Origin of the sequence: Paraburkholderia fungorum (genome assembly GCF_902833645.1) — a bacterium.
GTDB lineage: Bacteria > Pseudomonadota > Gammaproteobacteria > Burkholderiales > Burkholderiaceae > Paraburkholderia > Paraburkholderia fungorum.
In genome coordinates this window covers 181,347-203,856 of the sequence record NZ_CADFGE010000012.1, presented here as the reverse complement: position 1 = coordinate 203,856, position 22,510 = coordinate 181,347, and the positions used below count along the sequence as shown (strand labels likewise).

The 22,510-nt window shown below is 61.8% G+C and carries 15 protein-coding genes; 9 read left to right on the top strand and 6 right to left on the bottom strand.

Features of this window, described 5'->3' with window-relative positions; all coding sequences use genetic code 11:
- Window positions 1-62: 62 nt before the first annotated feature.
- Together HWX91_RS30755 and HWX91_RS30750 are read right to left on the bottom strand one after the other, a co-directional pair.
- On the bottom strand, window positions 63-869 hold the full coding sequence (locus tag HWX91_RS30755) for a 5'-methylthioadenosine/adenosylhomocysteine nucleosidase (RefSeq protein WP_028200166.1): 807 nt from the start codon (window positions 867-869) through the stop codon (window positions 63-65).
- Window positions 866-3,217: a UvrD-helicase domain-containing protein gene (locus tag HWX91_RS30750; RefSeq protein WP_028200165.1), complete on the bottom strand. Its 2,352-nt coding sequence runs from the start codon at window positions 3,215-3,217 to the stop codon at window positions 866-868. Before HWX91_RS30750 ends, HWX91_RS30755 begins: the two co-directional genes overlap by 4 nt.
- A gap of 1,168 nt (window positions 3,218-4,385) precedes the next feature.
- Between HWX91_RS30750 and HWX91_RS30745 the strand changes: the two genes are divergently transcribed.
- Window positions 4,386-7,265, top strand: coding sequence for a valine--tRNA ligase (locus HWX91_RS30745; protein WP_028199109.1), 2,880 nt, complete (start codon window positions 4,386-4,388; stop codon window positions 7,263-7,265).
- Between the two features lie 74 nt (window positions 7,266-7,339).
- Window positions 7,340-8,221 carry a UTP--glucose-1-phosphate uridylyltransferase GalU gene (gene galU / locus HWX91_RS30740; protein WP_028199110.1) on the top strand — a complete coding sequence of 294 codons (882 nt, stop codon included), beginning with the start codon at window positions 7,340-7,342 and terminating at the stop codon, window positions 8,219-8,221.
- Window positions 8,222-8,342: 121 nt separating this feature from the next.
- Here galU and HWX91_RS30735 read toward each other — a convergent pair whose 3' ends face one another.
- The 4 genes from HWX91_RS30735 to HWX91_RS30720 all read right to left on the bottom strand — a co-directional run bounded on the left by HWX91_RS30735 (window position 8,343) and on the right by HWX91_RS30720 (window position 12,522).
- The gene (locus tag HWX91_RS30735; protein ID WP_025600552.1) at window positions 8,343-8,570 is read right to left on the bottom strand and encodes a sulfurtransferase TusA family protein; all 228 of its coding nucleotides are present in this window, start codon (window positions 8,568-8,570) and stop codon (window positions 8,343-8,345) included.
- A gap of 1,009 nt (window positions 8,571-9,579) precedes the next feature.
- Window positions 9,580-10,632 (bottom strand): Gfo/Idh/MocA family oxidoreductase, encoded by a 1,053-nt coding sequence (locus HWX91_RS30730; RefSeq protein WP_028199111.1) that lies wholly within the window; start codon window positions 10,630-10,632, stop codon window positions 9,580-9,582.
- The gene (iolG, locus tag HWX91_RS30725; protein WP_028199112.1) at window positions 10,632-11,648 is read right to left on the bottom strand and encodes an inositol 2-dehydrogenase; all 1,017 of its coding nucleotides are present in this window, start codon (window positions 11,646-11,648) and stop codon (window positions 10,632-10,634) included. Before iolG ends, HWX91_RS30730 begins: the two co-directional genes overlap by 1 nt.
- On the bottom strand, window positions 11,641-12,522 hold the full coding sequence (locus HWX91_RS30720; RefSeq protein ID WP_028199113.1) for a MurR/RpiR family transcriptional regulator: 882 nt from the start codon (window positions 12,520-12,522) through the stop codon (window positions 11,641-11,643). The genes iolG and HWX91_RS30720 overlap by 8 nt, the downstream gene beginning before the upstream one ends.
- Before the next feature lie 277 nt (window positions 12,523-12,799).
- Here HWX91_RS30720 and HWX91_RS30715 point away from each other — a divergent pair, with 277 nt between their 5' ends.
- From HWX91_RS30715 to iolB, 7 genes are all read left to right on the top strand, one after another.
- Window positions 12,800-13,846, top strand: coding sequence for a sugar ABC transporter substrate-binding protein (locus HWX91_RS30715; RefSeq protein ID WP_028199114.1), 1,047 nt, complete (start codon window positions 12,800-12,802; stop codon window positions 13,844-13,846).
- 208 nt (window positions 13,847-14,054) lie between these two features.
- Window positions 14,055-15,236 carry an ABC transporter permease gene (locus tag HWX91_RS30710; RefSeq protein WP_028199115.1) on the top strand — a complete coding sequence of 394 codons (1,182 nt, stop codon included), beginning with the start codon at window positions 14,055-14,057 and terminating at the stop codon, window positions 15,234-15,236.
- Between the two features lie 13 nt (window positions 15,237-15,249).
- Entirely contained in the window at window positions 15,250-16,074 is an 825-nt protein-coding gene (locus tag HWX91_RS30705; RefSeq protein WP_028199116.1) for an ATP-binding cassette domain-containing protein, read from the top strand.
- Window positions 16,075-16,140: 66 nt separating this feature from the next.
- On the top strand, window positions 16,141-18,207 hold the full coding sequence (locus tag HWX91_RS30700) for a bifunctional 5-dehydro-2-deoxygluconokinase/5-dehydro-2-deoxyphosphogluconate aldolase (protein WP_028199117.1): 2,067 nt from the start codon (window positions 16,141-16,143) through the stop codon (window positions 18,205-18,207).
- A complete protein-coding gene (gene iolD, locus HWX91_RS30695; protein ID WP_042276401.1) occupies window positions 18,204-20,177 on the top strand; it encodes a 3D-(3,5/4)-trihydroxycyclohexane-1,2-dione acylhydrolase (decyclizing) in 1,974 nt (657 codons plus the stop codon). The genes HWX91_RS30700 and iolD overlap by 4 nt, the downstream gene beginning before the upstream one ends.
- 10 nt (window positions 20,178-20,187) lie before the next feature.
- Window positions 20,188-21,111 (top strand): myo-inosose-2 dehydratase, encoded by a 924-nt coding sequence (gene iolE / locus HWX91_RS30690; protein WP_028199118.1) that lies wholly within the window; start codon window positions 20,188-20,190, stop codon window positions 21,109-21,111.
- Window positions 21,108-21,908: a 5-deoxy-glucuronate isomerase gene (gene iolB, locus HWX91_RS30685; protein WP_028199119.1), complete on the top strand. Its 801-nt coding sequence runs from the start codon at window positions 21,108-21,110 to the stop codon at window positions 21,906-21,908. Before iolE ends, iolB begins: the two co-directional genes overlap by 4 nt.
- The last annotated feature ends 602 nt before the right edge of the window (window positions 21,909-22,510 follow it).

Below are 22,510 nucleotides of genomic sequence, written 5' to 3'. Positions count from 1 at the left end.
GTTCGATTTATTGCTAGCGGGCCGACGTGTATCATCAGGATGAACCTGCGGCGGCGAGCACCTCACGCCACCTGGCGCGCTTCCAGAAACCGCTTCAGAATCGCGTTCGAATACGTCCCGGCGATCTCGGTGAGAAACGACACGAATGATTGCGGCGCGTGATCGTCGGCGGTGTCCGAGATAGTGCGCACGACCGCGCACGGTACGCCGTATTCGTAGCAGACCTGCGCGATTGCCGCGCCCTCCATCTCGACCGCGAGCGCATCCGGCAGCGCATCGCGCAACGCCTTGACGCCCGCCGCACTCGCGACGAATTGATCGCCGCTGATAATCAAGCCACGATGCACGCGCGGTTCGCGTGTGCCGAAACGCGCCGCCGACGCGGTACCTTCTTCGGCGACAAAGTGCTCGCAAGCCGCGGCCAGTTGATCGGCAAGCGCCGCGTCGGCTGTGAAACGCGACACGCCGAGCAGCGGCACTTCAAAGCGCGGAAACAACGGCGACGCGTCGAGATCGTGCTGCATCAGCGCATTGGCGACGACGATATCACCAACCCGCACTTCAGTCCCGACGCCGCCGGCGACACCCGTAAACACCACCGCTTCGACATCGAACGCGTGGATCAAGGCGCTGACGGTAGCCGCCGCCGCGACCTTGCCGACGCGCGCCAATGTCACGACGCAAGGCGTGCCGTGCACGGTGCCGAGGTGGTAGTCACGCTGGCCGTGCGTGATGGTGCGTACGCCGGATTCGGCGCGCATCGCTTCGATCAGATCACCGAGTTCCTGCGGCAACGCCGCCAGAATGCCCAGCGGACGATGCGAGACCGGTGCGCCACCGCGGCGTGAATCGATGCTACCTGTGCTCATTCGACCGCCTGCAATTTAGCAACCGCGAGCGCCAGCCACTTCTCGCCGTGCCGCTTGAATTTGACCTGGGCCTTGGCATCCGTGCCGCCGCCTTCCAGCGCAGTGATCGTGCCTTCGCCGAACTTGGTGTGGAATACCTGCTGGCCGACGCGAAAACCCGTTTCAGCCGCGCGCTGTTCGTTCGCAAAGGCCGGCAAAGGCGCCGGCGTCGACGACGATGCACCCGTGTAACCCGGCCGCGCGAACCAGTCGCGGCCGTAACCGGCGTTGTCCGAACGGCCGCCCCAGCGCGCGCCCGCCTCGACCTTCGGCGTGAGCCACTTGAGGTTTTCCTGCGGCAGTTCGTCGAAGAAGCGCGAACGGATGTTGTAGCGCGTCTGGCCGTGCAGCATCCGGCTCTGCGCAAACGACAGATACAAACGCTCCTTGGCCCGCGTAATCGCGACGTACATCAGACGGCGCTCTTCTTCCAGCCCGTCCGACTCCATCGCGCTGTTTTCATGCGGGAACAGACCTTCTTCGAGCCCGGTGATGAAGACCGCCGTGAACTCGAGACCCTTGGCCGCGTGCACTGTCATCAACTGCACGGCTTCCTGACCGGCTTGCGCCTGGTTGTCGCCCGCTTCCAGCGATGCGTGCGACAGGAAACCGGCGAGCGGCGTCATCGTGTCCGGATTTTGCGCCGGATCGTCGATGCCGGGTGCGTCCAGCACGACGGTATTCGGATCGTCGGTGGCGACAGCCAACTCGGGCGCCGCCGTGGCGCCCGGGCGCAGCGGAATCGAGCGCGCCGGCGTATCCATGCCGTAGCCTTCTTCGCTGACGAAAGCAGCAGCCGCGTTGACCAGTTCCTGCAAGTTCTCCAGCCGGTCCTGGCCTTCGCGTTCGTTCTGATAGAACTCCGTGAGACCGCTCGTGCGGACCACGTATTCGACCGTTTCCGGCAAGCTCATCTGCTGCGTTTCCGCGCGCATCTTGCCGATCAGGTTCGCGAAACTCGCGAGGCTCGACCCTGCTTTGCCCGCGACATACGGAATCGCCGCCGCCATCGAGCAGTTGTACAGACGCGCCGCGTCGGCAAGCTGCTCGATCGAGCGCGCGCCGATGCCGCGCGTGGGGAAATTGACGACGCGGGCGAACGCGGTGTCGTCGTTCGGATTGTCGATCAGGCGCAGATAGGCGAGCGCGTGCTTGACTTCCTGGCGCTCGAAAAAGCGCAGACCGCCGTACACCCGGTACGCGATGCCCGCATTGACCAGCGTGTGTTCGATCGTACGCGACTGCGCGTTGCTGCGATACAGGATGGCGATTTCGCTGCGCGACGTGCCGGTGCTGATCAGCGCCTTGATTTCCTCGACGATCCAGCCGGCTTCCTGCGTATCGGTGGCCGACTCGTAGACGCGCACCGGTTCGCCATGACCCGCGTCGGTACGCAGATTCTTGCCCAGGCGCCGGGAGTTATTGGCGATCAGGTGGTTGGCCGCGTCGAGAATATGGCCGTGCGAGCGGTAGTTCTGCTCCAGCTTGATCATGTGCCGGACATTGAACTCGTGTTCGAAGTCGCGCATGTTGCCGACGTTCGCGCCGCGGAAGGCGTAGATCGACTGGTCGTCGTCGCCCACCGCGAAGATCGAGTTGGTTTGCCCGGCCAGCAGTTTCAGCCACGCGTATTGCAGCTTGTTGGTGTCCTGGAACTCGTCGACGAGGATGTGCCTGAAGCGTGCCTGGTAGTGAGCGCGCAACGGCGGATTGTGCGCGAGCAGTTCGAAGCAGCGCAGCAGCAGTTCCGGGAAGTCGACCACGCCTTCGCGCTGGCATTGCTGGTCGTAGGCTTCGTAGAGCTCGACGAATTTGCGGTTGAAGTTATCGGTGGCGTCGACGTCTTTGGGCCGCAGGCCTTGCTCTTTGGAATTGTTGATGAAGTACTGGAGATTTTTCGCCGGGTACTTTTCGTCGTCGATGTTCAGGCCCTTCATCAGACGCTTGATCGCGGAGAGCTGGTCTGCGGTATCGAGGATCTGGAAGGTGGCCGGCAGGCCGGCGTCGCGATGATGCGCGCGGAGCATGCGGTTGCACAGGCCGTGGAAGGTGCCGATCCACATGCCGCGCGTGTCGATCGGCAAGAGTGCCGAAAGACGCGACATCATTTCGCGGGCGGCTTTGTTGGTGAAGGTCACCGCGAGGATGGTGGCGGGCGACGCCAGACCGTGCTGGATCAGCCACGCGATCCGCGTGATGAGGACGCGGGTTTTGCCGCTGCCCGCGCCGGCAAGGATGAGCGCTGGCTCGTTGGGGAGCGTGACGGCGGCGTGTTGTTCGGGGTTTAGATTGGCTAGCAGATCGGGCATTTTTCGGGAGGACGGCGAGGGCAATCGGCATTATATGCCCGGGAGGGGATCAGGTTTTTTTGCCTGTTCGGCGGGGGTGTTGTTGGGCTGGATTTTTTGGCGGTGCCTTGCTGGGTTTGTGGTCTGTTTTGTTTTTTGGTCCTTTGGCCTTTCCTTGAATTGTTAGTGGTCTATTAGCGTTGCCCCTGTGCGGGGCGGCACCTACTTTTCTTTGCCTGCCGCAAAGAAAAGTAGGCAAAAGAAAGCGGCTTTACACCGCCAGCTCATAAGCGGGTCCCCCGCACAGTGGCGGTAGTGGCGCATCTGGAATCTGTCGCCTCGCACACTCCGCCTCAGTGACAAGGCCGTCATACCTCCGGCGGCGCTGCGCGCGCCGATACCCAGTTCATATCGCTCCCGCTACGGCTTCCACCCTTGATTCGTCCGCTGCGGTTTCGCGCCTCGATTCACCCGCTGCGGTTTCGTGCTTCAATTTACCTAGATCCTGACTCGTCGGCAGCATCGCTGTCACCAGGCCGGGGCTTCACTCTCCCGTGAGCCCCGGTTCCCTACTCGCCGCTGCCTCGCTGTTGCGAGTGCAACCGCTGCACCGATCGCGATCGCACCGCGAAAGCGAAAGCAACGCACCGACATTTCCGAAGTGGGGGGTGGCCAATCAGAGCGGGGGCATCTCGCCGAGGCGAAGCCGACGGCACCCGCTGCGCGAAGCGAAGCCGCTGGTTTCCCTGGCAGACCCGTCCGCGACGCGCGCAGTGCGGAGTGGGAGCTGATGAGCGCCTTGTCGCTGACGCGGAGTGCGCGGGAACACAGATTCCAGATGCACCACTACCGTGGCTGCGCGGGGGACCCGCTTAAAAATTAGCGGTTTGAGCCGCTTTCTTTTGCCTACTTTTCTTTGCGGCAGGCAAAGAAAAGTAGGTGCCGCCCCGCACAGGGGCAACGCTAATAGACCACTAACAATTCAAGGAAAGGCCAAAAGACCAAAGGACCAAAAGACCAAAAACAAAACACACCACGAACCCAGCAGGAAAACGCCAAAGCACCAAAGAACCACAAAGAGCCAGACCACGAAAACCGCCGAACAGGCCCCAAACCATCCCCCAAAAGCCCGCCGCGCCCAGCGCCCCTTATAATCGAGCATTCTTTGCATCCACCAGCAGACCCAAAAATGAGCGAGACCCCGAGCGACCCGACCTCTACGCTTGCCAAAAGCTTCGAGCCCCACACTATCGAAGCCCACTGGGGCCCCGAATGGGAAAAGCGCGCCTACGCGGCGCCCACCTTCGACGAGAACAAAAAAGATTTCTCGATCCAGTTGCCGCCGCCGAACGTCACCGGCACCCTCCATATGGGCCATGCGTTCAACCAGACGATCATGGACGGCCTCACCCGCTATCACCGTATGCTCGGCGAAAACACCCTGTGGGTGCCGGGCACCGACCACGCAGGCATCGCCACGCAAATCGTCGTCGAACGCCAACTGGACGCCCAGGGCATCTCGCGCCACGATCTCGGCCGCGAAAAATTCACCGAACGCGTCTGGGAATGGAAGCAGCAATCCGGCTCGACCATCACGAACCAGGTCCGCCGCCTCGGCGCATCGATCGACTGGTCGCGCGAATACTTCACGATGGACGACAAAATGTCGGCCGCCGTGCGCGATGTGTTCGTACGCCTGTATGAACAAGGCCTGATCTACCGCGGCAAACGCCTCGTGAACTGGGATCCGGTGCTGCTCACCGCCGTCTCCGACCTCGAAGTGGTCAGCGAAGAGGAAAATGGCCACCTCTGGCACATCCAGTATCCGCTCACGGACGGCTCGGGCCATCTGACGGTCGCCACCACGCGCCCGGAAACCATGCTCGGCGACACCGCCGTGATGGTCCATCCGGAAGACGAACGCTACGCGCACCTGATCGGCAAAACGGTCACGCTGCCGCTGTCCGGCCGTGAAGTCCCGATCATCGCCGACGACTACGTCGATCGCGAGTTCGGCACCGGCGTGGTCAAGGTCACGCCCGCGCACGATTTCAACGACTATCAGGTCGGCTTGCGCCACAAGCTGCCGATGATCGAAATCCTCACGCTCAACGCGAAGATCAACGCCAACGCGCCGGAAAAATACCGGGGTCTGGACCGTTTCGAGGCCCGCAAGCAGGTGGTGGCAGACCTCGAAGCGCTCGGCGCGCTCGAATCGGTCAAACCGCACAAGCTGATGGTGCCGCGCGGCGACCGTACGGGCGTCGTGATCGAGCCGATGCTGACGGATCAATGGTTCGTCGCCATGAGCAAGCCGGCGCCGGAAGGCACCTTCAATCCGGGCAAGTCGATCGCCGAAACCGCGTTGGACGTGGTGCGCAACGGCGAAATCAAGTTCGTGCCGGAAAACTGGAGCACCACCTATTACCAGTGGCTCGAAAACATTCAGGACTGGTGTATCTCGCGCCAGCTCTGGTGGGGCCACCAGATCCCGGCCTGGTACGGTGAGAACGGCGAAATCTTCGTCGCTCAAACCGAAGAAGGCGCACGCGATAAGGCGGCCGCTGCCGGTTACACGGGCCCGCTCAAGCGCGACGACGACGTGCTCGACACGTGGTTCTCGTCCGCGCTCGTGCCGTTCTCGTCGCTCGGCTGGCCCGCGCAGACGCCGGAACTGAAGCACTTCATGCCCTCGTCGGTGCTGGTTACCGGCTTCGACATCATCTTCTTCTGGGTCGCGCGCATGGTCATGATGACCACGCACTTCACCGGCAAGGTACCGTTCGACACGGTCTACGTGCACGGTCTGGTGCGCGATGCCGAAGGCCAGAAGATGTCGAAGAGCAAGGGCAACACGCTCGATCCGATCGATATCGTCGACGGCATCGACCTCGACGCGCTGGTCGCCAAGCGCACCACCGGCCTGATGAATCCGAAGCAGGCTGCGTCGATCGAAAAAAAAACCCGCAAGGAATTCCCGGACGGCATTCCGGCTTTCGGCACGGACGCGCTGCGCTTCACGATGGCGTCGATGGCCACGCTCGGCCGCAATGTCAACTTCGACCTGGCGCGCTGCGAGGGCTATCGCAACTTCTGCAACAAGCTGTGGAACGCCACCCGTTTCGTGCTGATGAACTGCGAAGGCCACGATTGCGGTTTCGGCAAGCCGGAACAATGCGGCGAATGCGGCCCGGACGGCCACCTGAATTTCTCGGCGGCCGACCGCTGGATCGTGTCGCGCCTGCAACGCGTGGAAGCGGAAATCGCCAAGGGCTTCGCCGACTATCGTTTCGACAATGTGGCCAACGCCCTATACAAGTTCGTATGGGACGAATACTGTGACTGGTATCTCGAACTCGCCAAGGTTCAGATCCAGACGGGTCAGCCGAACCAGCAGCGCGCAACCCGCCGCACGCTGCTGCGCGTGCTCGAGACGGTGTTGCGCCTCGCGCATCCGGTGATTCCGTTCATTACCGAAGCGTTGTGGCAAAAAGTAGCGCCGTTGGCCGGCCGTTATCCGCAGGGCAAGGCAGAGGGAGAAGCGTCCATCATGGTGCAGCCCTACCCCATTGCCGAACCGTCGAAGCTCGACGAAGATGCGGAGCAATGGGCGGCCGACCTGAAAGCAGTAATCGATGCGTGCCGGAATCTGCGCGGCGAAATGAATCTGTCGCCGGCGGTCAAGGTGCCGTTGCTCGCGACTGGCAATGCGGAGCGCCTGCGCACCTTTGCGCCGTACGCTCAGGCATTGGCCCGTTTGTCGGAGGTACAGATCATTGCCGACGAGGCAAGCCTGGATGCGCAGGCGGATGGCGCGCCAATTGCTATCGTAGGAAATGACAAGCTGGTGCTGAAGGTGGAAATCGACGTCGCCGTGGAACGCGAGCGTCTGTCGAAGGAAATCGCGCGGCTTGGCGCGGAAGTCGTCAAATGCAATGCAAAATTGCAAAATGAAAGCTTTGTTGCAAAGGCGCCACCGGCGGTCGTTGAGCAGGAGCAGAAAAGGCTGGCAGAATTCGAAACCACTATCGGCAAGCTGAAAGCCCAGTTGGCTCGTTTGCCGGCCTGATCGACGCTCCGTGCCCCGCGCCATTGCAGGCGGGCGCGGATCAAGTGCTAAACCAGAGGATTCAGGGTAATCACATGCTAAAAGTTACAAAGGCAGTATTTCCGGTAGCAGGTCTTGGCACCCGGTTCCTCCCTGCCACGAAGGCAAGCCCGAAGGAGATGCTGCCGATCGTCGACAAGCCGCTGATTCAATACGCGGTGGAAGAGGCAATGGCGGCCGGCATCACTGAAATGATCTTCGTCACGGGCCGCAGCAAGCGCGCGATCGAGGACCATTTCGATAAGTCATACGAAATCGAGGCGGAACTCGAAGCGCGCGGCAAGGCCAAGCTGCTGGAATTGGTGCGCAGCATCAAGCCGAGCCATGTGGACTGCTTCTACGTGCGTCAGCCGGAAGCGCTCGGCCTTGGCCATGCGGTGATGTGCGCCGAAAAGCTGGTGGGCGATAACCCGTTCGCCGTCATTCTGGCGGACGACTTGCTGTACGGCACGCCGCCTGTGATGACGCAGATGATCGAAGTGTTCGATCACTATCACAGCTCGGTGATCGGCGTCGAAGAGATCCCCGCGGCGGAGACGAAGTCGTACGGTATCGTCGACGGCAAGGAGTGGGAAGACTCGATCATCAAGATGTCGGGTATTGTCGAAAAACCGGAGCCGAGCGTGGCGCCATCGAATCTCGGCGTGGTGGGCCGCTATGTGCTGAAGCCGCGGATTTTTGAGCATCTGCGCGCGCTGAAGCCGGGCGCTGGGGGCGAATTGCAACTGACGGACGCGATTCAATCCCTGCTGGCCGATGAACAGGTGCTGGCGTACAAGTACCACGGCACCCGTTTCGATTGCGGCAGCAAGCTGGGTTATCTGAAGGCGACGGTCGAGTTCGCTCTGCGTCACCCGGAAGTGGCAGCCGATTTCGAAGAGTATTTGCGTACCCGTTCGCCGGTGCTGGAAGGCTGAGGAATCGGGTAGCTGCGCGCAGCTTCTTGCGCTGGTAGCCCCTCGCGATGGGCGTCGGTCAGACGTAAAAAAGGCGCTGTGTTCCACATTCGTGGGCGCAGCGCCTTTTTTTCTTTGTTCTTTAGCGGCGCTTCATCAGAAAGGTAAAGACCTTGTCATGCGCCGAGCTTTCGACGATTTCGTTGCCGGTTTGCTTCGCGAACGCGGCGAAATCGCGCTGCGAGCCCGGATCGGTCGCCAATACCTTGAGGATCTGACCGCTTTCCATGTCAGCGAGCGCCTTTTTGGCGCGCAAAATGGGCAGCGGGCACATCAGTCCGCGTGCATCGACTTCCTTATGAACCTGAATTTGCATCGACGATGACCTTCGGAGGAGACGCTGAAGAGTTCGATTTTACAGTAGGTGGCGGGGGGACGCCTAAAGGCGGTGTGGGTTTGGTCTTTTTTGTTGGTCCGGTTTTGGGGTGTTGTTTTGATGTGTTCGTGGTCTGTTTGGCGTTGGTCTTTTGGCCTTTCCTTGATTTGTTAGTGGTGTATTAGCGTTGCCCCTGTGCGGGGCGGCACCTACTTTTCTTTGCCGGCCGCAAAGAAAAGTAGGCAAAAGAAAGCGGCTCAAACCGCTAATTCTTAAGCGGGTCCCCCGCACAGTAGCGATAGTGGTGCATCTGGAATCCGTGTTCCCGCGCAATCCGCGTTAGCGACAAGGCACTCATCAGCTCCCACTCCGCACTGCGTGCGTCGCGGACGGGTCTGCCAGGAACCAGCGGCTTCGCTTCGCGCAGCGGGAGCCGTCGGCTCCGGCGGGATGCCCCCGCTCTGATTGGCCACCCCCCACTTCGGAAATGTCGGTGCTTTCGCGATGCGATCGCGATCGCCGCCGCGGTTGCGCTCGCAACAGCGAGGCGACAGCGAGCAGGGAACCGGGGCTCACGGGAGAGTGAGGCCGTGGCCTGGTGACAGCGATGCGCCGACGAGTCAGGATGGACAAATCGAGGCGCGAAACCGCAGCGGGCGAATCGAGAGGGAAACCGTAGCGGGTGGTGGTATGAACTGGGTATCGGCGCGCGCAGCGCCGCCGGAGGTATGACTGCCTTGTCACTAAGGCGGAATGTGCGAGGTGACAGATTCCAGATGCACCACTACCGCTACTGTGCGGGGGACCCGCTTAAAAATTAGCGGTTTGAGCCGCTTTCTTTTGCCTACTTTTCTTTGCGGCAGGCAAAGAAAAGTAGGTGCCGCCCCGCACAGGGGCAACGCTAATAGACCACTAACACAGCAAGGAAAGGCCAATAGGCCAAAAGACCAACAACAAAACAGACAAACAACAAAGCAACCCCCCGCCCCCCACACGCATCCCGTTACAAACTCACAGCCTCCCCACTCAGCAGCGACTGCCGCAGTGCCATCCCAATCCGCGTAGCTTCAAGCGCGTCAGCCAGCGTGGCCCCCGCTTGCGCACCGGCATGCGCACCAGTGCCAGCCACAGCGGCAACAAACTCCCGCGCCTCAAACAAAAACGCCTCCTCAAACCGATCAAAAAAACTCGGCGTACATTCATTCCGAATGCCGGAGGCATCATAAATCTCAACGCGATTCGCGCGCGGATTATGCCCAACGGCCAACGCCCCCGCCGTGCCAATCACTTCGCTATGCGTATCATTCCCGTGCGCCTGCGTGCGCGACGCATAGAACATCGCAAGCTTGCCATCCTCGAATTCGCAGATCGCCACACCATTATCGACGTCGCCAAACTCACGCAACCCCTCGTGCAACGCAACCGCGCCCGCGGCAAAAACGCGCTTGGCACGCGGCTTCCCAAGCAGCCAACGCGCAACATCGATATCGTGCACGGTACAGTCCAAAAAAATCCCACCAGAAGTCGCCGAGAAGCGCACAAAAAAGCCGTCTTCATCGTTCTTGTCGGTGGTCTGTGAACGCACAAGAAAAGGCCTGCCAATCGCGCCCGACTGAATCTTGTCGAATGCATCCTTGTAGCTCGGATCGAAACGCCGCATGAAGCCAATCGTCGCCAGCAGATGCGGATGGCGCGCAGCCTCAGCCAACACGCGCTCGCACTCGGCGATATCCAGCGACAAAGGTTTCTCGCAAAACACATGTTTGCCGGCGCGCAGCGCATCGATAATCTGCTGCGCGTGCAACGACGACGGCGTCACAAGCCACACGGCATCCACATCGCGATCCGCGAGCAACGTCGCATAATCGTCATAGAGACGCGGTTCGGGCAACGCCTCGCGCGCCCACGCCCGCTCCTCTTCCACCGGACTGCAAGCAGCCACGAGCGACGCCCCCGGCACCCGATATGCCAGATTTTCCGCATGCCGCTTGCCCAGCCGCCCCAAGCCGACCACACCCAAACGAAGCCGCCCACTCCCAGACGAAGCCGTCGTCATCACAACGCCTCCCCAAGCTTCACCGCACGACCCTCGCGCCACGAGCGCGTAGCGGCTTCAGCGAGTTCAAGTGCTTTCAGGCCATCGGCGACCGTGGTTCGCACCGGCTTGCCATGCGTGACGGCATCGAAGAAATGCGCAATCTCCAACGCGTACGCCGCACGATACCGTTCGAGGAAAAACGCCTCGGGTACGTCACTCGACACCTCGGTTTTCGAATACGCGGTGACTTCCGTAGGCCGCACGTTGCCCGCCTGCAGCATGCCAGTGCTGCCGAGCACCTCGAAGCGCTGATCGTACCCATAGGCCGCACGCCGCGCCGTATTGATCTGGCATAGACGGCCGCGCTTCGTGCGGATCGTCACCGCAGTCGAATCGATATCGCCAGCGTCGGCGATCGCCGGGTCGGACAGGCAACTGCCGGTGGCGTGCAACGTGTCGGCTTCGTCGTCGAGAATCCAGCGGAAGATATCGAAGTCGTGAATCAGCATGTCCTTGAAAATGCCGCCCGAATGCTTGATGTACTCGACCGGCGGCGCGCCCGGATCACGGCTCGTCACCACCAGCATCTCCGGTGTGCCGATTTCGCCCGCGTCGATGCGCGCTTTCAACGCGGAGAAAGTCGGGTCGAAGCGGCGCTGAAAGCCGATCATGCAAACCACGCCCGCACCTTCCACCGCCTCGGCACACGCACGCGCACGCTCCAACGTCAGATCGACCGGTTTCTCGCAGAACACATGCTTCTTTTGCGCGGCCGATTTCAGGATCAGATCCGCGTGCGTGTCCGTGCTGGAACAGATCACGGTCGCGCCGATCGACGCATCGCCCATTGCGCCATCGATATCCGCAACCTGCGCGCCGTGCGCCGCGGCGAGCGCCGCGGCCGCCTCGCGATTCACATCGACCACATACTTGAGCCGCACACCCGGTTGCCGCGCAAGATTCGCCGCATGAATCTTGCCGATTCTTCCCGCGCCGAATACCGCCACGTCGAGCGTCTTTACCGCGTCAGTCATCGTATCCTCCAGTGTCTTTGGATTCTTCAACGTTCAGTTCGAGCTTGTACGCGAGCGCGATGAACAACGCCTGGCACAAACAGATCGTGCTGGTCAGCGAGCGGAATGCAAACGCGCTGCCCTCTTTCACATACAGTTGAGTGGTCGCGTAACGCGCCAGCGGAGAAAGTTGGCTATCCGTAATAACCAGCGTCTTCGCCTGGTGATGGTGTGCGACACGCAGGCAATACTGCGTTTCCTTACCGTAGGGCGCAAAACTGATCGCGATCACCACGTCGCCCTTCTTCACGCTGCGAATCTGCTCGCGATACATGCCGCCAAAACCGGACACCAGATGCACGCGCTTGGGCGTGTGCTGCAACGCGTAGACGATATAGCTCGCCACCGGAAACGAGCGCCGCACGCCAATCACGTAAATGTTGTCGGCCTGCTGCAGCATCTTTACGGCAGCATCGAACTGCTGGTCGTCGAGACCGGCTTCGAGTTCTTCGAGTCCGCCGCGCGACGCCGCGATAAATTCGCGCGCCACCGCGCCACCGGATAACGCGCCGGGTTTCTCGTCGATCAGCTTGCGAATCCGCTGCTGGTAACTCGGCGACGAGGTGCCCTGGCCCGTATAAGCCTGACGAAACACCGACTGCAAATCGGAGAAGCCGGAAAAGCCAAAGCGCTGCGCAAAGCGCACCACCGCCGACGGATGGACGCCGCAGCTCGCGGCAATGTCACTGGTGCGGTCCACCATCACGCTCGAGCGATGCTGCTCGATATACGTCGCGACGTTCTTCAACTGACGCGGCAGCGTCTCGTAGTTTTCCGCGATGCGCTGCATCAATTCTTCGACGCTCGGCAAATCTTCGGTGCTCTCTTCCGCCATGGCTCTTTCTTCCTTGCTTTATTGCAGTGCGCAAAGCGCTTCCAGCGCCCGCCGCACAGCCTCCTGACGCTGCCGATTATAGGCAGGCGCGGCGTCAAATGGAACGTATTTTCTATTTTTATTTGTCATGAAATTTTCATTGCAACGCTTCGGAAGATCGCCTAATCTTGATCGTGAGCGATGACGCATCGGCTGACGCCTGCCGCAACGCACGCAGTCGGAAGGCCGCCCGCCAGACGCTCCCTTCAATAACGACAGACCGAGAAAGGTGGAGACAATGAGACTTTGCAAGGGCAAGGCTACGCTCAGGATTCTGGCGACGGCATTGACGTTGGCAATGGGATTCGGCGCGGCATCCGCCGCCCGCGCGGCTGACGCTCACTTCGTGCTGATCAGCCACGCGCCGGATTCGGATTCGTGGTGGAACACCATCAAGAACGCCATCAAACAGGCCGACGAAGATTTCAACGTCGAGACCGACTACCGCAATCCGCCGAACGGCGACATCGCCGACATGGCGCGCCTGATCGAACAGGCGGCCGCGCGTAATTACGACGGCGTGATCGTCTCGATCGCCGACTTCGACGTGCTCAAGAGCGCGATCTCCAAGGTGACCGAGAAACACATTCCGCTCGTCACGATCAACTCCGGCACCGAACAGCAAAGCGCGCAGCTTGGCGCGATCATGCACGTCGGCCAGCCTGAATATGCGGCGGGCAAAGCGGCGGGTGAAAAGGCCAAGGCGGCGGGCATCAAGTCGTTCCTGTGCGTCAACCACTACGCGACCAACCCGGCTTCGTTCGAACGCTGCCGGGGCTTTGCCGACGCAATCGGCGTCGACTTCAAGACCTCCACGCTCGACGCCGGCCAGGACCCGACCGGGGTGCAATCGAAAGTGAGCGCGTATCTGCGCAATCACCCGAACACCCAGGCGGTGCTCACGCTCGGTCCGCTGTCGGCGGCGCCGACGATCAAGGCGCTTCAACAGATGGGGCTCGCCGGCAAGGTCTGGTTCGCGACGTTCGATTTCGACAATGACATCGCGAAGGGCATCCAGGACGGCACGATCCAGTTCGCAATCGACCAGCAGCCCTACCTGCAAGGCTATATCCCGGTCGCCGTGCTGGCGATCGTGAAGAAGGAGCACACCACAGATCCGGCGAAGATCCGCCAGATCCTGCAAGCGAATCCGAAGTTCCAGCAACGCCTCGCCACCTACGGCCTGGCGCCCGCCTATGGGCCGCGCAATATCGGTTCCGGCCCGGGCTTCATCACCAAGGCCAATATCGACAAGGTGATCAAGTACGCCGGGCAGTATCGCTAACGCATTTCGCTGGAAGTGCGGACACGGGAACACCGTTCCGGCAGGTATGAAGAAAGTGGAAGCGGCCGGCCGCAACCGGCCAGGCCGCCCCACGTCCGCGTTCGTTAGGATTTACGTGCGCTTTACGTGCATTCCGCGCCAGGGGTCACAGCGGTTCGATTCGGGCCGCTAGCGACAGCCATCCCCAGGCGCATCAAGGAGAGCTTCAATGGGCGTAGCCAACCCCTTCCATCCTCATCCCCGCAAGCAGCCCCCTACCGGCACCGGCACCACACCCGGGTCGACGTCCGGCGCAGCCCCCGCGGCGGCCGATGAGCGTGTTCGTCAGGAATCGTGGTTCCGGCATCTGCTGAACCGTCCTGAATTCGCGGCGCTCGCCGGCACCGTGATGGTGTTCCTCGTGTTTGGCATAGCGGCCGGCAACTCTGGCATGTTCAATCTCGACGGCGTGATGAACTGGTCGCAAGTGGCCGCGTATTTAGGCCTGATCGCGGTCGGCGCATGCCTGCTGATGATAGCCGGCGAATTCGACCTGTCGATCGGTTCGATGATCGGCTTCTCCGGCATGATGGTGGCGCTGCCCACCATGTATTTCCATTGGCCGATTGCGTTGTCGATCCTGTTTGCGTTCGCCGGGTCGATGCTGCTCGGCGCGCTCAACGGCTATCTGGTGATGCGCACGCGGCTGCCGTCGTTCATCGTAACGCTGGCGTTTCTGTTCATTCTGCGCGGCCTCACACTGGCGCTGTCGGTCATGTTCGCCGACCGCACGATCATCTCCGGCGTAGGCGACGTCGCCGCTCACGACTGGCTCGCCCATACCTTGTTCCAGGGCGTCGCGTTCAAGGGTCTGTTCGTCTGGCTCGGCCACATCGGCGTCGTCAAGCTGCTCGACAACGGCAATCCGCTCGTGCCGGGCATTCCGAAAGTACTGCTGTGGTGGTTCGCGCTCGCTGCGGTGTGCGCGTTCACCCTCGCCAAGACTCGCTTCGGCAACTGGATTTTCGCGGTCGGCGGCGACGCCAACGCCGCCAAGAACGTCGGCGTGCCGGTGCGGCGCGTGAAGATCTCGCTGTTCGTGCTGACCGCATTCTGCGCGTGCCTGTTCGCCGTGCTGCAAGTGTGCGATATCGGCTCCGCCGCAGCCGACCGTGGCCTGCAAGCCGAATTCGAAGCCATCATCGCCGCGGTGATCGGCGGCACGCTGCTGACCGGCGGTTACGGCTCGGTGATCGGCGCCTGCTTCGGCGCGCTGATCTTCGGCGTCGTGCAGATCGGCATCACCTACACGAATGTCGACTCCGACTGGTTCCGCGTGTTCCTCGGCGTGATGCTGCTGATCGCCGTGCTGTTCAATCACTACGTGCGCCGCCGCGTCGCGCAGTCGTAACGAGGAGACCACCATGTCCGATACGAATACCGTGAACACCCCGGCTGAACCACAGGGCGACGTGATCCTCGCACTCGAAAACGTCAGCAAGTACTTCGGCCAGGTCATCGCGCTGAGCGGCGTAACCTTGCGCCTGAAGCGCGGTGAAGTGCACTGCCTGCTCGGCGACAACGGCGCGGGCAAATCGACATTGATCAAAACGCTGGCCGGCGTGCATAAACCTTCTTCAGGCGACTATCTGGTCGACGGCAAACCCGTGCTGTTCGAGTCGCCGAAAGACGCACTCGACCTCGGCATCGCCACCGTCTATCAGGATCTGGCCCTGGTGCCCCTGCTCTCGGTCGCGCGCAACTTCTTCATGGGCCGCGAGCCGCAAAAGAAACTGTTCGGTTTCATCAACGTGATGGACCTCGAAACCAGCGCAACCACCGCACGCGACAAGCTCGCCGAAATGGGCATCAACGTGCGCGACCCGCATCAACCCATCGGCACGATGTCCGGCGGCGAGAAGCAATGCCTGGCGATCGCGCGTGCGATTCATTTCGGCGCGCGCGTGCTGATTCTCGACGAACCAACCGCCGCGCTCGGCGTGAAGCAGAGCTTCAACGTGCTGAAACTGATACACACGGCGCGCGCGAAAGGCATTTCGGTGATCTTCATCACGCACAACGTGCATCACGCGTATCCGATCGGCGATTCATTCACGCTGCTCAATCGCGGCAAATCGCTCGGCACGTTCACGAAGGAAACCATCAGCAAGGACGAAGTGCTCGACATGATGGCCGGCGGCGCCGAAATGCAGAAGATGATCGGCGAACTCGACGGCGCGACGATCTGATCGATTCGCGCGGGTTTCCGGCGCTTGCCGCGTCTCACGCCCGCGCTCAGCTATTCAGGAATATTCATGGATCATTCCAGCACATCCAGCGGGACTGGCAACACGAACGGCATGGCGTCCACGTCCGCAGCAGCGGCGGCGGACAGCCGCTTCGCGCCGGACCGCAGCCGCGACATCATCTGTCTCGGCCGTCTTGCCGTCGATCTGTACGCGCAGCAGGTCGGCGCGCGGCTCGAAGACGTGTCGAGCTTCGCGAAGTATCTCGGCGGGTCATCGGCGAATATCGCTTTCGGTTGCGCGCGGCTTGGGCTTGCGGCGGCGATGCTGGCGCGCGTCGGCAACGATCATATGGGCCGTTTTCTGACCGAAACCCTGACGAAGGAAGGCTGCGATGTCAGTCATGTCCGCGTCGATCAGGAGCGTTTGACCGCGCTCGTGCTGCTCGGTTTGAAGGATCGCGATACGTTTCCACTGATCTTCTATCGCGAGAACTGCGCGGATATGGCCGTGGATGAAGCGGATTTCGACGAGGCGTATATCGCTTCGTCCAAAGCGCTGCTGATTACCGGCACGCACTTTTCGACAGAACAGGTGAACCGCACGAGCCGCCGCGCTCTGGATTACGCACGCCGCAATAACGTGCGCACCGTGCTCGATATCGACTATCGCCCGGTGTTGTGGGGCCTCACGGGCAAGGCGGATGGCGAAACCCGCTTCGTCGCGAGCGAAGGCGTGACCGCGCATCTGCAACGCATTCTGCCGTTGTTCGACCTGGTGATCGGCACCGAGGAAGAATTCCGTATCGCAGGCGGCAAGACCGAACTCGTCGAAGCCCTCGCGATGGTGCGTGCCGTCACGCCGGCCACATTGGTTCTGAAGCGCGGGCCGATGGGTTGTCAGATCATCGATGGCACAGTGCCTGCAAAGCTCGATGACCTGCCGGTTCATGGCGGCGTCGAAGTGGAAGTGCTGAACGTGCTTGGCGCGGGCGACGCCTTCGCGTCGGGCTTCCTCTCCGGATGGTTACGCGATCAGCCGCTCGACGCATGCGCTCGCTCGGCCAATGCGAGCGGCGCGCTCGTCGTCTCGCGCCATGGCTGCGCGCCAGCGATGCCGACACCCGCCGAACTCGATTACTTCCTGCGCGAAGCCAAGGCCGATCCGCAACGCATGCGCCGCCCCGACCGCGACGCAACGCTCGCACGCCTGCACCGCGTCTCCCCTGCCCGCAAACAATGGGACGAAGTACTCGGTTTCGCGTTCGACCATCGCAACCAGTTCTTCGAACTCGCGCAGCAGACCGGTGCAGACGAAGCACGTATCGCGCAACTGAAAAGCCTGTTTGTCGAAGCGGTTGCGCAAACGGAGGCCGCCTTGGGGCTGCAGGGCCGAATCGGCATGTTGAGCGACGACCGCTACGGTCAGGACGCGTTGAACGCCGCCACCGGCCGCGGCTGGTGGATCGGCCGGCCGGTCGAACTGCCGGGCTCCGTGCCGCTCGTGTTCGACCACGGCCGTTCGGTCGGTACAACGCTGGTCGCGTGGCCGCAGGAACATATCGTCAAATGCCTCGTGCAATTCCATCCCGACGAACCGGTCGAACAACGCCTCGAACAGGAAGCCCAACTGCGAGCGCTTTATGACGCGACGCAAGCGAGCGGCCACGAATTGCTGCTTGAAGTCATTCCGCCAAAGCACGCGCATCTGCCGCAAGCGCCGGACATCGTCTATCGCGCGTTGAAGCGGCTGTACAACATTGGCATCTATCCGGAATGGTGGAAGCTCGAACCGATGGACGCCGCACAATGGCAAGCAGTCGACGCGCTGATCGCCGAGCGCGATCCGTACTGCCGGGGCGTGGTGCTGCTCGGTTTGTCGGCGGGTGTCGAGCAATTGAACGAAGGCTTTCGCGCAGCCGCGCAATCGGCGACATGCCGCGGCTTTACCGTCGGCCGCACGATCTTTCACGAGCCGAGCCACGCGTGGCTCGCCGGTGAGATCGACGACGATGAACTGATCGCAAGGGTGCGCCGCACGTTCGAAACGCTGATCGCGTCGTGGCGTGCGACGCGCGGAGCGGCAAACGCGCAATCCACCATGGCGAGCCACGCACATCAGGAGCAGGCGGCATGAATCAGCGTGTATTGCACCATGACGCGGCGTCCGCTAACGACGCCACCCAGGCACATGTGCCGTCAGGCGGTACCGTCCGCTTGACGACCGCCCAGGCGCTGGTTCGCTACCTCGCCGCACAACAGGTTGCGACCGAAGACGGCGCCAGCACCGAGCCGCTTTTTGGCGGTGTGTTCGCGATCTTCGGGCATGGCAATGTGGCCGGCATCGGCGAGGCTTTGTATCAGCACCGCGAAGCGTTACCCACGCTGCGCGCACACAACGAACAGGCGATGGCGCACAGCGCGATCGCCTATGCGAAGGCGCATTTCCGCCGCCGCATGATGGCCGTTACGACGTCGATCGGCCCCGGCGCGACGAATCTGATTACTGCCGCCGCGCTCGCTCATGTGAACCGTCTGCCCGTGCTCCTGTTACCCGGCGACGTGTTCATCTCGCGCGCGCCCGATCCCGTGTTGCAGCAGGTTGAAGATTTCCACGACGGCGGCGTTTCTGCTAACGATGCATTCAAACCGGTGTCGCGCTACTTCGACCGAATCGTGCACCCGGCACAGTTGCTCAATGCATTGCCGCGCGCCTTGCGTGTGCTGACCGACGCTGCGTTGTGCGGCCCTGTCACGCTCGCGTTGCCACAGGACGTGCAGGCGCAGGCGTGGGATTTCCCGGCCGACTTCTTCGCGCCACGCGTTGTCACCTTTCACTCCCCTGCCCCGCGTGCCGAAGATATCGACGCGGCGGTTGCCCGTCTGCGCCGCGCCAGGCGTCCGCTGATCGTTGCCGGCGGCGGCGTGCTGTATGGCCACGCGACCGATGCCCTGCACCGCTTCGCCGCCGCGCACGGTATTCCGGTCGCGGAAACGCAGGCCGGCAAGGGTTCGCTCGCGTGGAACGACCCGTTGAACGCAGGCGCGTTGGGCGTGACCGGCTCGCCTGCCGCCAACGCGCTCGCCCACGACGCCGACTGCGTGCTTGCCATCGGTACGCGCCTGCAGGACTTCACCACCGGTTCAAATACCTTGTTCACGCAGGCCGACGTGATCGGCATTAACGCCAATCCGTTCGACGGCATCAAGCATCGCGCGCTGGCGGTCGAAGCCGACGCACGTCTTGCCCTCGATGCGCTCGCCGAACCCCTGCAAGGCTGGCACGCGGACCGCTCATGGACCGCCCGCGCGCACAAACTCGCGGCGAGCTGGCGCGATACCGTGAGCACGCTCACGCATGCGCCGCAACGCGACACCGTGCTGCCTTATGAAGGCGACGTGATCGGCGCCGTGCAGCGTTCCAGCGCGCGTTCCGCACAGGACGATATCGTGGTTTGCGCGGCGGGCACCTTGCCGGCTGAGTTGCATAAGCTATGGCGCGCGGGCAAACCTGGCGCGTATCACGTCGAATACGGCTACTCGTGCATGGGCTACGAGATCGCCGGTGGGCTCGGCGTGAAGCTCGCGCGGCCGGCGCGCGAGGTGATCGTGATCCTCGGCGACGGCAGCTATCTGATGATGAACAGCGAGATCGCGACGTCGGTGATGATCGGCGCGAAGTTGATCGTGGTGGTGCTGGACAATCGCGGCTACGGTTGCATCAACCGCTTGCAGCAAGCCTGCGGTGGGGCGCCGTTCAACAACCTGCTCGACGACTGCGTGCAGGGTCCGCTCGGCGCACCGAAGATCGACTTCGCCGCGCATGCACGCGCGTTGGGCGCGCACGCCGAGCACGTTGCGAACATCGGCGAACTCGAAAGCGCGCTGCAACGGGCGCGCGCCGCCGACCGCACCTACGTGATCAGCATCGACACCAATCCGGGCCGCACCACTGACGAGGGCGGCTGGTGGTGGGAAGTCGCCGTACCCGAGGTATCGGCACGCGACGCGGTGCGGGCCGCGCGTTCGCAATACGATGCGCAACTCGCCGCGCGCGCCGCGCCGACGGATCCGGGCGACCGCCCACGCCATATCGACAACGAATGAGGATGCTCGCATGACTGCTTTCGACGTACGTATCGGCATCAATCCCTTGTCGTGGATGAACGACGATCTGCCATCGCTTGGTGGCGAAACACCGCTTGAGGTCGCGCTGACCGAGGGCCGCCAGATCGGCTATCAGGGCTTCGAGCTCGGCAACAAGTTTCCGCGCGAGCCGCAGGCATTGAAGGCGCTGCTTGCCCAATACGATCTGGCCCTGGTGTCCGGCTGGTATTCCGGCCGACTCGCGCGACGCAGCGTGGAAGAGGAAATCGCCGCGGTCGGACCGCATCTCGAGTTGCTGGCGCAGAACGGCGCGACCGTGATGGTCTATGGTGAAGTGGCCGATTCGATTCAGGGGGCACCGCAACCGCTGTATCAACGTCCGCGTTTTTTCAGCGACGCGCAGTGGGCCGCGTATGCGGCGCGCGTCGACGAATTCGCGCGCTATACGCTGAGCCGCGGCGTGCGGCTGGCGTACCATCATCACATGGGCGCGTATGTCGAGACGCCGGCTGACGTCGATCAACTGATGACGCGTACGAGCGACGCCGTCGGCCTGCTGTTCGACGCGGGGCACATCACGTTTGCCGGCGGCGATCCGCTCGCGGTACTCGACAGGTACATTGACCGCGTATGTCATGTGCACTGCAAGGACGTTCGACCGGCGGTCATGAAGCTCGCGCGCAATCGCAACTGGAGTTTTCTCGACGCGGTGATTAACGGTGCATTCACGGTTCCCGGCGATGGCGCGGTGAACTTTCCGGCGCTTATCGACCGGTTGAAGCGGCACGGTTATTGCGGCTGGCTGGTGGTTGAAGCGGAACAGGATCCGGTGGTGGCGCCATCGTACGAGTATGCGCAGCGGGGTTTCAAAGCGCTGCGAGCATTGGTCGATGCACCGCTCGACGCGGGCGGTGCGACGCAGGAGGCAGCATGAGTTTATTGGTGAAGGCGCAGCGCGAGGGCCAGACGATCGTGCGGGTGACGCCTGAGTCGGCGTGTTGGCGGTATGTGGGGTTTGCCGCTTACCGGCTGGGCGCGAGTGAAGTTGTCCACGTGTTCGAGCCGTCGCGAGAGGTTTGCATTGTGGTGCTCACCGGCGCGGTGGATATTGAAACGGCTGACGCCACATGGAGTTCGCTGGGTTCGCGCGATAGTGTGTTCGAGGATGCTGCGCCGTATGCGGTGTATTTGCCGCCTGGCGTGCGGGCGACGGTTCGGGCGTGTCGCGATGCGGAGGTAGGCGTGGCTAGCGCGCCTGCTAAGGGTGAGTATCCGGCGAGGTTGATCGAGCCGTCTGCGATGAAGCGTTCCACGCGTGGTAAGGGGCTGAATACGCGATACGTATGCGATATTCTTCCGCAGACTGAGCTTGCGGAGTCTTTGCTGGTGGTCGAGGTTCGCACGCCTGGGGGGCATGCTTCAAGCTATCCGCCGCATAAGCACGATACCGACAATGTGCCTCATGAGAGTTCGCTCGAAGAGACTTACTATCATCGGCTCGATCCGCCGCAAGGGTTTGCTTTTCAGCGTGTTTATACCGATATGCGGGATATCGATGAATCGATGGCGGTTGAGAATCACGATGTCGTGATGGTGCCGCGTGGGTATCATCCGGTTGTTGTTCCTTATGGGTATGAGTCTTACTATCTGAATGTTATGGCCGGGGGGCAGAGGGTTTGGCATTTTCGTAATGATCCGGCGCATGAGTGGATTATTAATAAGGATGGTTGAGGTTTTTTTGCTTGCTCGGCGGTTTTGTTGTTGATCTGGTTTTTTTTGGCCTTTCCTTGATTTGTTAGTGGTCTATTAGCGTTGCCCCTGTGCGGGGCGGCACCTACTTTTCTTTGCCTGCCGCAAAGAAAAGTAGGCAAAAGAAAGCGGCTCACACCGCTAATTTTTAAGCGGGTCCCCCGCACAGCCGCGGTAGTGGTGCATCTGGAATCCGTGCCCCCGCACACTCCGCGTTAGCGACAAGGCGCTCATCAGCTCCCACTCCGCACTGCGTGCGTCGCGGATGGGTCTGCCAGGGAAACCTGGCCGGCGCTTTGCATAACTGATGGTTTTTGAACCTGGTGTCGGCGCGCGTAGCGTCGCCGGAGGTATGACTGCCTTGTCACTGAGGCGAAGTGTGCGAGGCGACAGATTCCAGATGCACCACTACCCCCTCCAAGCCAGGGGACCCGCTTATGAGCTAGCGGTGTGAGCCGCTTTCTTTTGCCTACTTTTCTTTGCGGCAGGCAAAGAAAAGTAGGTGCCCCCCCGCACAGGGGGAACGCTAATAGACCACTAAGAAACCAAGGAAAGGCCAACAGACCAACCCCAGAACAGACAAA